The sequence below is a fragment of the Neglectibacter caecimuris genome, from assembly GCF_034335015.1.
In the GTDB taxonomy this organism is placed as follows: Bacteria; Bacillota; Clostridia; order Oscillospirales; family Acutalibacteraceae; genus Acutalibacter; species Acutalibacter caecimuris_A.
In genome coordinates this window covers 33292-46374 of record NZ_JAWXXK010000009.1, presented here as the reverse complement: position 1 = coordinate 46374, position 13083 = coordinate 33292, and the positions used below count along the sequence as shown (strand labels likewise).

1 protein-coding gene is annotated in these 13083 nt (G+C 52.9%); it reads right to left on the bottom strand.

Features of this window, described 5'->3' with window-relative positions:
* Positions 1-170: 170 nt before the first annotated feature.
* Positions 171-13052, bottom strand: coding sequence for a dockerin type I domain-containing protein (locus U8T64_RS12210; RefSeq protein WP_322183853.1), 12882 nt, complete (start codon positions 13050-13052; stop codon positions 171-173).
* Positions 13053-13083 lie beyond the last annotated feature (31 nt).

Below are 13083 nucleotides of genomic sequence, written 5' to 3'. Positions count from 1 at the left end.
GTGATCCACTCTCCTTATTTTTTCATAAGCAGAACTGTAATATTTGAAGTCTTTCTTGCTCAGAGCATTGGGGCTGCCCTGAGCAGGGAGAAAAGCAAAGCTTTTCCCTCTGCTCAAGGCGGTCCCGTTTGGGATCGTCTTAAGTCCCCGGTAAATGGGGAGGTTATTTCTTACGCGTCCGGCTGGATCGGGGAGAAGCTGCGGTACGGATAATGTTCATCCGTATTGCCCAGGTTTCCAATCAGGAAGCCGCGGTCCAGCGCATTGACTACGCCGTCCTGGTTAAAGTCGCAGCGCTTAATGATCGCCTCTTCCTCGGGAGAGGTACCCGGCTGACCTGTATATCGGTTATAGTGCTCGATCAGGATATTCAGGTCGGTATCGTTGACCTTCTGGTCACCGTTCACATCGCCGCCGATCAGACGAAGGTCAAAGGTATAGGTCTTACTGGTGGTTCCCAGCTCCAGAGAATAGGCTGTGGGCCTGGGCCGGTATTTCCGCCCGTTATAGGTAAGGAAGCCGTCCCTTTCTACAACGATGTAATACTTACCACCGCTGTAGGCGCCCTTATTCAGAATATTCTGAATCTCAAACTCGCCGCCGTATTCCTTGCTCTCCGTGGTATAAACCGGAGGCACGTTGAAGCTGCCGTCTTCCTGCAGGGTTGCGTTTTCCGCGTCATACAGGGAGATCTTCGCCACGCCGGTACGTTCGTTCAAGGCAGGCATTTCAGGTGTGATGTAGATGCGGCCCTTCAGGGTGCTCTGTCCCACTACCTGACGGATCTTTATCTTGACCGGTTCTTCCACATGGTCGGCGCTCAGGAATACCCAGCCCTCATATACACCGTCCTCCAGGCCGGACACGGGGTGGATCTCCACTGTGCCGATGCCGCCCAAAGACTGCTTCAGGTTGGTCTCGCTGGGCCTCTCCGCTTCAAAGTAACTGCTGGGAGTAGCGCCCTCACGGTCGTCGTACACTGCCGCCGTAATATTTTCCAGATCGCCCGTTCCACGATTTTCATAGGACAGTACAAGACTGGTAAGCTGGCTGTAATCCACCTGCAAGCCGGAGAACTGGTATTCATAACGATCTATCGCCCCGGTAGAGGTATTCAGCACCTCTTTCATGAAGGGCTGGCCGTTCTCGTCCTTGTTGATGACGCCCAGAATATAGCTTGTGACCGGGCTTTCATCGTCCTGAATGAAGACGTCGGTATAGGCGCCGCCGTTACTTACATAGCAATAGCCTTCATCAGAATTCTCAATGGAAAGTACCAGCCTTACAACCATGTGCCCCTGCATCTTATCCGTATCCTGCAAGGTCAAATACACATCTTTACTGGTGGAAGCGCCAAATGTAATGGTATCATACTCTCTGCCGCCGGCAAATCCAAAGGTCTCCTTTGCCGCTATCAACGCTTCGCCGGTCAGTTCGATGGGGTTGCCGCCCTCCAGAATCAGATTGCCGAATTCGTCCGCCTCATAATAGTGCGGAGTGACTCGCACAGTAGCACTGGCATCGGCGCTCCCCAGCTTATTGATGTTGAACGCCAAAGGCCGGCCCTCCGGATAATCTGCTTCCTTATAGGAGTACTTGCTTCTTGTAAAGCCATACTGCGCCATCTGGAAGCTGTCTTCCGTAGTCAGCACTACATGACCTGCGCTATATACCCTGGGCTTATCCGGCAGCTTGTAGTAAGACCACAGATAATAAGTGGCTCCTTCACTTAAGCCGCTGACACCAAACTTCAGGTTTCCGCCTACCGTAACCGGCGTATGATTGTAGTTTACATACACAGGAGAATCGATATATCCTATTGGGAATTCTGCTCCTGTGTTGGGATTATAGCTGCGGTCTGTTACCAGCAGCACGCCTACCTCATCAAACTGCGGGTGGACGCCCAAATTGGTTTTTACTTCACCGGAAATGTAGTCGTTACCCACGTTTCCTTCCGAATCCACCAGCTTGTAGACCAGGTAAACGGTCTTGCCGTTTTCCACCTTGGTGGTATAGGCCTTATCTGTGTCGGGCAGAGGATCTTCAAAGGTGATGTTACTGGGATCGTAGCACTCATTGTACTTGTCTATGATGTTCTGTATCGTGTACTCTTCCGTAACATAGTAATCGTACTCTGCCTTGGAGGTATCTCTCCAAATAAAGCTCTTCTTGGAGCGAATCTCAGTATAAGGCGCTGCCTTGATTACGAAGTCCACTGTTTGAGAAGAACTGTTCCCGCCGAACTTGGCGACCAGCTTCATCATATAGGTGTTTTCCCTGTCGGTAGCCTTCAGCTCCACATCGGGAATTACCGTATCGCCTTCGCCGGTTTTCAGCCAGGAGCAGATATTCTCCGCCAAGGCATATTCCAGTTCGGCCCAGTAGGTGGTCTTGCTGCCAACGTCCTTCAGGAGCTTATCACCAGCCGTGGCCAAGCGCGCATTGTACTGCTCTTCTGTAATGGTCACATATTTGGTCACAGGCGGCGCTACTCTGGCAATGGCCAAATTCATTCCATCCACTGTCAGTTTTCCGCCCACTACAAACCTGGGGCTGGAAGCATCCGCACCCAGGAGCGCCGTTGCCTTTGCCACCACAGCGGCGTCTCCAGTCACACACAGCTGCTGATACAGCGTGTTGTAATCACTGGAGCCCAAAGCCGCCTGATATTCGGCGGGCATCACCAGCAACGCTACCTTGCTCAGGTTGGTGGAAGCCGCGCTGTCTCTTGCGGCGGCCGCCTTTACCTGTACCAGATCGCTCTTCTGATAAACAGCTTGATTTTCCAGCTGTCTGGAGGTGCCTCCTACCACAGAGGACTGAGGTGTATTGCGGTTTATGACCAGCCGGAGTTCATCAGTGGTCTTCTTTGTCTCCGTGTCGCTGTCAGATGCCCGTATTTCCATGGAGGTGTATACTCCGGTGGGCAATCCGCTGGCGTCAAAGGTAACAGGATACAGATTCTCTCTCTGGGTTGCCGCTTCCTGGCTCTTGGGCATTGCCTCGGTGAGTTCAGGCGCCGCGCCCGGTACTGTGGCGATCGTGCCATTGACAGCAGGCTTAACGGTGCTTTCCGCACGGGAGCCGTCCGGATCCCAGGCAGCCACATTCACATGGAAGGTTTTATCCGCCATGCTCTGGTCTACCAGGAGATAGGGCTTTCCGTCGCCGGCGGTCTGAACCTTTCCGGCATCGTTATCGTAATAACGATCCTCTTCCTTCGCCAGCTCCACGGAGGGGCTCTTATTGAAGGTGATATACTGCTCGTTTACCGGGGTGTCCCAGCCCTCTTCCGCATATCTGGTATAGGCTGCCAGCTCCGCTTCGGTCCAGGTGCCGCTGGCCGTGCTCAGATGAGGCGTGGAGGAATCCTTGGTATACTCAAAATAGTATCCATCCCGGTTCACCACAAACTGCTTGCCCAGTGAGTATTCTACACCCTGGGTCTGACCGCCCAGGTTCTCAGAGGTGGTCGCGCCGTTGGAGCGGATCTCTTTCACATAGATCTTGTACTCATAGGCCGTGCTCAGGTTTTCCCAGGTAGCCCTGGCCGCGGTCTCGCCGGATACCTGAGTGACCTTTGTCTCCTTGGCCTTCTGGGTAACGCCGTCCGCTTCGCGGTTTGCTTTGGTGGGATCCCACTTGGTGATATCCACCTCGTGGTAGATCGGTTTCCCGTCTTCACCCAGCACAGGCTCGCCTTCCGCGTCTGTTTCCTTCTCAAAGGCCTTGAGCGTCAGGAAGTACTTCTGGTAACGGCCGCTTTCGTTGGGATTATAATTCATCTGCACCGTGATCCTGCCGCTGTTTTCCGTACCGGCAGTGCTGGCGGAAACAGGCTCCTTGCAGCCATATTGGAAGCAGGGATAGGTCATGGTCTCGGAGAACAGATATTCATACTCTGTCAGCTCGATCAGATGATCCATCTTTGAGGACTTTTCCGGATCTGCGGTAGAGCTGTACTTGGATCTGTAATACTCTCCGCTGACCGCCATTCTGCTGGAGCCGACACCCGCGGCGTTCACATAGGCATAGCTGTACTTGTAAACAGCGTCCGCCGCAAAGTTTACCCTGGCATCTTCATAGGACAGGGTCTCCGTGTCCAGCTCTACCAGGAACATACCATCGCGGTAGATCTGTACGCCCTTCACTTCTCCGGTAGGCGCATCCCAGTTCAACACAATAGGTGACATGGGAGAAGCCGGCTCCTCAAAGTAGAAGCTGTCGGCGGGCGGAGCCGCAGGGCTCAGCATAATGCTGGTGATATCCTTACTGTTCAAGCTGGTGCTGTACCCATCGTGGTTTCTCGCCACTACCTGCAAATGGTACCACCGGCCGGGGGTCAGGCCCCGAATAATGAACTTATCACCATCGCTTAGGGTTGCCCAGCCGCCGCCGGGCTCCTCCTCGTTAGCGATGAACATATCCGTCATGGAGCTGGAATTGGATACATAGACCATGTATTCCGTTCCCTCTGGGTTCCCGCTGGTATCCACAGTAAGCGCTACGCTCTTCGTAGCGTAGTTACCTGCGTCATCCAGTGCCTCCGCGCCCAGAGTTCCGGGCATGTTGGCCATGGCGTATACGGTAGAAATCTTTTCATCGCTGATATTTCCTACCCGGTCACGGGTGCGGACAGATACATAATACTGCTTATTGGGCTCCAACGGAATTTCCTTCTCCGCACCTTTTGTCAGAATTCCCGTATAGGAAATGGTATTGGATTCGCTCCACTCGCTCCATTCGCTGACATTCCTGTTATGATCGCTTTCCGGGCCATCAGCAATACGGAACTGGTAAGGCTCTTCCGCCAAAGCGTCATCGGCATCCTTTACGTTATTTGCCACTGCCGTGATCATATGCGTAGTTTCGATATGATTGACAGTTCTCTCTGTAAACTCGGCCTCCACGCGAATATTGGAATGAATGTTCTTCAGTACGTAAGAGCTTACCGCGCCCACGGAATAGCTTGTTGTAGCGGTAACACCATTCATTTCAAAGATCGTGAGAGACTTGACCCGGTAACCGGCCTTTGGCAGAGGCAGGATCAATACGTCCTTGCCCTCAGGAACAGCGGTAACAGCCAGGTTTCCGCCATCCGCCGCTTTCAAGCCGATCGCGCCGCCCACACCGGGTTGGGTACTGATCTTATAGGTCTGCCGGTCAAAAATGACCTCCAGCGTACCGTTACTGCCGGGATCTCTCAAGGTATATTGATACTTCCTGACATCTCCGGGCAATAATTTCAAGTCGCTGCTTCCGACCATGTCCTCAGTATCCATATCTCCATCGACCTGATGGCTCAAGTAGAGATGGGAAATCTTATAGCCGGGCTCAGGTGTGATCATAAAGGTTCTGGCTCCGCCAATCGGAAGATTGATGGCGTCTCCGGCGGAAACAATGGTACCGTGAGTCAGGCCGTCTTCGGCGGACACTCCCACACTTACCTTATAGACACGCCGCGCTGTACTGAGCACATCAAATTCTACCTTTACATCGATACCGGGATCTTCGCCCTCGCCTGTGTAGGCCGGCACATAGTACTCGTAAACAGCCGCGCCCGGAAGGAAGCCATCAGGCTGAGCGCCATTGATGAGCAGAGATTTTGTACTGTAGCCGTCATCGGAGTCCATCTGGATATAGATCTCTTCTTCCTCAGGAACACGATATTCGCCGTCACCACTGTTCAACACGTTTTCTTCGCTGTCAAAGATCGTTACACTGCCGCAATCAGAGGTAGACAGGCGCAGTACACGGGTGGGAACTTTTTCAAATCCTGCCCAGACAATGGTGTTGTCTTGATCAACGGTAAGCTCATAGGTACGCACATTGCTGTGCTCAACCTTTGTGAGCGTGCTCACATCGATGACCTCGGAATTCACCATGAACGTGGCTACCCGATACCCGGCGTTGGGACGCAGTGTCACCAGCACCTTTCCTCCGGGGAGCACCTGATTCTGAGACAGGGAAACAAATCCATGGCTATCCAGCTCATGAGCCTCCACATTGTACATCACCGTGGGATCTACAGGATCGGGCTCTGCGGGCTCTGTAGGCTCTGTAGGCTCTGTAGGCTCTTCGGAACCCTCTCCCCCTTCTTCTCCGGGATCTGCCAAAGGCGTGATATTCGCTTTCGGTTCTTCATCGGACACGGTTCTTGCCGCCGCAAACTGTACAGCCGCCATACTGCGGGTAAGGCTCCGGTACACCGGGGCCTCCAGCTCCGTTTTCGGGAAGGTGGCGGAAAGGGTCGCGTCCTCTCTTACATTTTCGATCTCCAGATAGTCAGCGTCTCTCTCGGCGCTGTGCTGTATCTTTCCGGTCACATCCTGGCCCGCGTAGGTCACGGTGCCCAAAATATGCCCTTCAGCGGGATGGAACTCAAAGTATATGCTTTCTCCCGCGGGTACAGCTACTTCCCGATCCAGCTCGTTGACCTCATCGTTCCGAATCGAATAAATATTGCCGGTCGTATCGTCAAAGCTCAGGCTGATCACGTATTCGTCCAGGATGTCCTTCATCGTGGAGGTAGCGGTCAGCGTCGGTCCCTTGGTTTCCGGCGGGGTGGTATCGATACATACCAACACCGTGCGGGGATAAACCGCTTCGTTGCCGGCCTTATCTATCGCCCTGACCAGAACGGTATATTTTCCGCTCTTTTCAAATTCTACCTCAGCAGAACCCTGTGTCAGGCCGCCCAGGGTGATCCAGGTTTTGCCGCCATCGGTGGAATACTGATATTCAGCGGATTCCGCGTTGATATCGGTAGCGCCGGACGCCACGATCCGCACATTTTTTGTCCACACGTTGGAAACGTACTCGCTGCCGTCCTCATTGAGGAACTGAACGTCCAGTCCGCTGGGGGCTGTCTTATCTATGGTGAATCTTACGGTTCTGGTGTCACTGACGATGCCGGAGCCGTTTACCACGGAAGCGGTCACCTCGTACACACCGTCGTCAGACAAGGTCAGCGTCTGCGCGGAGGGGATCACAACATTTACCGGCAGCTTATTCATACCTGCCGCCAGCATCTGGTCATCGGTCCACCATTCCTGGGCTTCTCTGGCCTTATACTTTATAGAATACCGGATATTCGCCACGCCGGTCATATCCGCCGCGCCGTAATAATCCTGATAATATTCCTGCCCGCCCGCATTCAATACCAGATCGCCGGAGCTGTTGGGAGCATACTTTGCTTTTCTGGGATCGAAGCGCACCGTAACATTGGTGGAGGAGAAGTCGAACAGATCGGTCGTCTGCGTGTCTGTCTTTCCGGCGGCTATATTGGCCTGAGAACCGTTTTCGTTGCTGATGTACGCCACATTCTGGTTCATCATGTTTGTGACGGAGATCTCAGGCGGCATGGGCTTGGAAATGGTCAGCTTAATGTCGGTGATCCTTGTTTTTGCGGTCTGGTTGCCTCCGGTCTCGTTAGCCATTCCGGTCTGGTTATCATAGGCAAATACCGCCACGTTCAAAGAATCTACCGGCGTTTTCCGCATGGCGGCCCTGCCGATCTTGATAGAACCGCCGGTCTTCGGCAGCTGCCGCAGGGCCGTCTTCGCATTGGAAACCTGGGTCAAAGTGCCGTCGGCATTCATTTTGTACCACTTGGTCTCCGTGCCAGAGGCGTTCTTATCGTAGAAGTAATAGCCGTAGCCTCTGAGGACGCCTTCCTGGTCTTCAGAGCCGCCCACATTGATCATAACAAACTTATCGTTGCTTGTTACATCCAGATAGCTGTTGGCCGCATAGGGCTGCTGCTCGGAAGAACCGGCCACCAGCATGCCGGTGGTAACCACCTGCGCGGTGGGAGCCTGGGTATCCTTTTCATACAGGATAGAACGGGCAGACTGGTCAGGGATATAGTCCTTATCCGTTTTGCCCAGCGCCGCCGATGCGGCGGAAAGGCCATAGGTCCTCTCAGTAAGCTGGATCTTGATATGCTTGCCGATCTGACCGCGGGCACTGATAAAGGAGTAAGGAACCTCCCACACGCCGCCGGTACTGCCGATTTCTCCGTTGCCGATATTTCCGGTGGCAGTAGGCGCCGTAACGCACTTCAGCACCAGCTGGCTGCCGTAATAGTAATCGTTTCCTCTCTTTGTCAGCTGGGTATACCCGCTCTCCTTATTCGCACCCTCTATGCCGACCTCTGTCAGGTTGATGGCAAAGGACGGAGTAAAGTAGTTTTTCTGGGGGTGAGAGCTGAGACGTTCTACCTTGATAGACCGGTGGGAAGAACCTGCGTCACTGGCGGTATCATACATAATGGTGGGGGTCATGCTCATGACGCTCTGGGGCGCATAGGTGACCGTAACACCTTCTGTGGCGTTGACCTGGCACACATCGCTGACGGCGCCGTTGATGGCTTCGTAGCGATAGCCCGTGACCTGACCGCTGGCATTTTTCACCGCCACTCTGCGGGTCGCGGTATCGGTAACGCGCTCGTAAATGGTCAGTACCGTGCCGGAGGGCATATCATTGTAGCCGGTCAGGCTGTTGAGGGTACGGCCGTTCAGGCTGCTGGTTGACCAGCCGCTTTCTCTCGACACTACCAGCTTATCTCCACTCTTTGTCAGGAACTGATACTTCCATTCCCGCTTGACAATACCGCTGAGCTGAACGCCGCCCTCGCTGATGGGGCCGCTGGGGCAGTCCGGGTCATAGGAAACATCCGTGACCTGCAAAACCTTCGTGCTGCCCTGGTTGGCAATGGTGGCGGCAAATTGCGCCACAGGCCTCTGGTTCACCACAAAATCAAACACGGCAGTGGCGGGATCCAGGGTATTGTTCTTCACATCCTCCTCAGAGGGGGCAAAGTAATAGGTATACCGCCCGGGCAGGGTGATGCCGGTTTCCAGCGCGTCGGAATACTGCCCGCTTCGCACGTCCACCTCATCTCCCATGCCCTTGGGATCGTGCACCATATACCAGCGGCCCGCGGGGAAGTCCGGGTTCGCCGAGGATTCGCCCCGCTCCGGCGGATTGACCGCCAGGTGCAGGTTGGAAATGTTATCCAGGGTATAGGCGACGCCCTTCTGAAGGCCCCCGCTGGGAGATACCTGATCCTTGATGGGCCCGTTGTCGGTATTGAAGCCCAACTCAATATAGTACTGCTGCGTAATATAAGTGGCTATATCTGTATATTCTTGAGCAGTACCTTGCGGTCCAGAGCCAAGTCGGCTTTCATACATACCGTACAGAGCCCGGTCTGCATCAGTCGCGCCCTGGCCCGCCATACGATTTAAGAAATCGATAGTGCCCTGACGCTGGCTGGCCTTGCCCCAGCCTACATATCTTGCCTTATCGTTATTCAAACGCCACTGAATCTGTGCTGTCAGAATAGGATCGCTGAAATCCCCCTGCGGGTCATCGGAAAGGTTCATAATAAATCTTGCCTTTCCTTCGCCCCAGGAAGGCTCTGTAACCACTTCAGACAAGGTACGGCCTACGTTATAGAAAATAGCGATGTTGCTGAATTCTACGCGAGTTTCAATTTGGCAGCTATGGCTGTCATAACCAATAACCGGGCCGAAACCGTAGCAGTCTGTATCACGGTAGGGGTTGGAAGCATCGTCCACATCGCCAATGGTGTGTCCGTCTACTGTAGGACGAGGTGTGGAAACATTGTTCAGGATCTTGTTGCCATTTGCCCGGAAATACTTCACGTTCAGATTGCTGTCTGCCATGGTATTTTCGATTTTATAAATTGAGCAAGTCGAACCGGTCAGATCGATCATGAAATTTTGGATCGTTGCGCCGCTGCCGCTGAGGTTTGCGGTAGCAATAACGGTACCCGTATTTGTTCCACCGCTATCTGCCAGCGTTTCTACAGGCTGATCCGTAAACTTCTGCACCTGAATACCGCAGGCACTGGTTTGACCTCGTTTGTCTGTCAGGCTCCACGAACCACCGCCCTGCACGATCATCACACGGTAACCGGAGACGACCCAGGTTCCCGCCTGGTTTTTGCGGATCGTAGTATTAAACCAGAAACCAGACTGTCTGTAAGTATGGAAGTCGCACTTTGCCGTATCCATAGTAAAGATAATGGACTTATTGGTGTTCTGAGAGAAATGATAGAACAGCCAGTCGCTGTTTGCTTCCTCACTGACACCGGCAAACAGAATTTTGGACCAGTCACTATTCCCGCCGATATCCATAATATGGCGCTTACGCATCATACAGGCATTGGTGTCTTCACCATTATCACCGTTCCCTACGGCATGCCGGTCTGTATACGCACGTACACGGCCATTCTCGTTGATTGCTACACTTGAACCGGTACGAGTATCGTGGTCATATTGCGCCCATTCTGTAATCTTTTTGCTGGCATCTCCGCTCATCAAACCGGAAATATTGATCCACTCCGGCTTATAAATGGAATAGCCCTTTGCCTCCACAATATTATAGGGGCAGCTGGCGCCCTGAGTACATGCGCCTGTGCCGCTGTCTGTAGTGTAGGTACAGGTATGGCTCTGCGTATACAAATAGGGGTTGAAGTCAGCGGCGTTGATATTGCTGCTGCCGGAAGTACCGTAGTACTTCTCATTGATCATCTTTGCCGCGCGCATTTTCAACGGAACAATGTTGCGTTCCATTTCCAGCTCGGTATTACCCAAAGCCATAGCCACCTCAATGGGGTCATGGGAAAGGGTGGCTACCGTGGTCACGTTGCTGGAGGTACGTATCGCAACTTCATTGGATACCATAGACTCATTGCCTAGCATATCCACAGCCTTGAACAGCAGGGGAACATAATCGCTATAGCCCAGGCCGGTAAGGTCAATGCCTACCTGATATACAAAATTCTGAGAGCTTGTATAGTTGTTCCCTGTATATACCGGCACGGTATCGCTGGTGTTGGTAAGCTTTACCAGCTTTTTATCAGAAGCGATGGTGCTGATATCCGTCCAGGTAAGGCCGCCGTTTGTAGAGAACTTAAAGGTTTTCAGCGCTTTGCCGGTCTGAGGCTCGGAGTAAGCGAACGCCCAGACATCGCTTTCGGTATAAGTACGGTTATCATAGGGCTTAAAGCTTCCGCTCTCTTTCTTCGCAAGCCGGGCCTGAGGGGCCTTGGGAGACGTCAGATCCACACGGAAGTAGCCTTCTACCACTTCTGAAATGAAGCCGGCCTCGTCCTCCGCCCGCGCCACTACACGGTAGTAACCATCCTTGGAAACCACCAGCTCGGTCATATTGCTTACAGGGTTTCCAGAGGAATCCAGCTTATCGGACAAGGAGGCCCAATCCTTATAATCACACCCGGTATCGTATGTAGTGGGCGTATAGGTGCTGAGCCTCTGCAATACAGCGGCTGTGGTGGAAAGCCCGCCGGGAACGCTGTCTGTGGGCAGGTAGTACATGCTGTAGCTGTACTGCTTGATACCGGAGCCGCCATTATCCTGGGAATCTCCGATATTGATGCTCACCTGGGCTGCTCCGTCTTCTCCTGTGCCGCCTACTACCACTGCCTTATCCAGGGACAGATCCTTATTTTCTCCGCCGCTGACCGCCCGCATAACAGGCTTTGTAGGCGCGCCGGAGTCAATGGTAAAGGGGTCGGAATAGCTTACGGCCGTATAGCCGGTATACAGGTCTGTCACCACCAGCTTAAAGGCGCAGGTAGTGCTGTTGATGGGCGCTGTATTCCCCGCCACACCCAAATCCTGAAGACAGCTGGGAACATGGAAGTTCAGCCAGGTTTTCGCAAAAGTGGCCGATACTGTTCCGTTGCTGTCCGTCATTTCCTTTGTAGTGCTGTAGGACGGGATCTGATACCAAGCGGAATGATCTTCGCCGTAAACTTCGTTTCCATCCTCATCTGTAGTCGTTGTAAAATCGCGGTTTGCGGTGAAGTAAATATCCGCCTTCAAAGCCGGGCCGCTATAAGTCCTGCCGTCCGCTCCCACATAGTTTTCCACGCCAACCGCGTTGGAATCGTTGAAGGTAGTGAGCATGGAAAGGTTCATCAGGCCCTTACCACCCTGATAAATGGTGGTAACACCGCCGATGCTGAAAGAGTTGATATTCGGCTTCCGGTAATTGAAGCTCAGCTCCGAGGTATACTTCGGCGTATTGGTTTTGCCGTCTGTAGCGATCATACCCCGGATATCATAAGTCTTTCCCGCTTCCAGGCCTTCTACAGAGATATGGATCGGCTCATCGAGATTCCAAGCAGAAAGATCGTCGATTTCCCTTACATACTTCTGGGTAACTGACGTAGTCCAGGCCTCTGTGCTTTTCTTGATCTGATAACCCACAGAAGCTTTCAGGCCGCGGCCTTTTTCGGTAAGGTACAGGTCAAACTCCGCCTTACCGCCTGCTGCGTCGGGGGATTCTACCAAAACACCCGTATTTACCTGCCCGTCGGGAACATCGCTGGAATAAGAGCTGTCATAGCTTGCCGCATAATCGCTCTTATAATCCATTTTCTTGCTGTCGCTGTTCGCTTCGCCCTGAGCATAGTTATAGAACCTGAAGCTGCAGGTATACTCACTGTAGGGCCTGTTTGTGATCTGGTTCCAGTCTGATACAGAGCCGTTCCTGTATGCTTTAATGGAAACAGACCCTTCGCCGTATTTCTCCTGGCTGCTACTGTTAAAGCTAATGCTCAGCTGAGACATCAGGGTATCAAAGCTGCCCTTTGTCAAAGCTTCCCGAGACTTATACGTATAGTACAGTCTGTCGTTTTTATCCCTTTCTTCAGTCCATTTGTTTTTTCCGCTGCTGTTGCTGACTTGCAGCTGCAGCGGGGTGTTTTCGTCAATGTTTGTCAGCGTAATTCGCAGGGAATACACCTTGTTCATGCCGCTGGTGCCAACAAACACCTTATCCGACTGAAAGTTCAGCGTTTCTGTAAGGGAGGCGGTAAGTACGCCATCCTGCTTCACAGTGCTGCTGCCAGCTACCAGAATACTGAACTCGGCATTCCAGGCAAGCGCGGCTGTGCTTCCTACTACTGCCATCAGCATAGCCAGCAGCAAGGCTACTACGATCAGCCTTCTTCCGAAATTTCCTTTTCTGAAACTAGCTTTCATCTTACTCATGAAAACCGTACCTCCTTTTCGTTCCCGCAAC

Coding starts and splice junctions, on each gene's coding strand:
- U8T64_RS12210 (WP_322183853.1), bottom strand. CDS start 13,052: ATGAGTAAGATGAAAGCTAGTTTCAGAAAAGGAAATTTCGGAAGAAGG.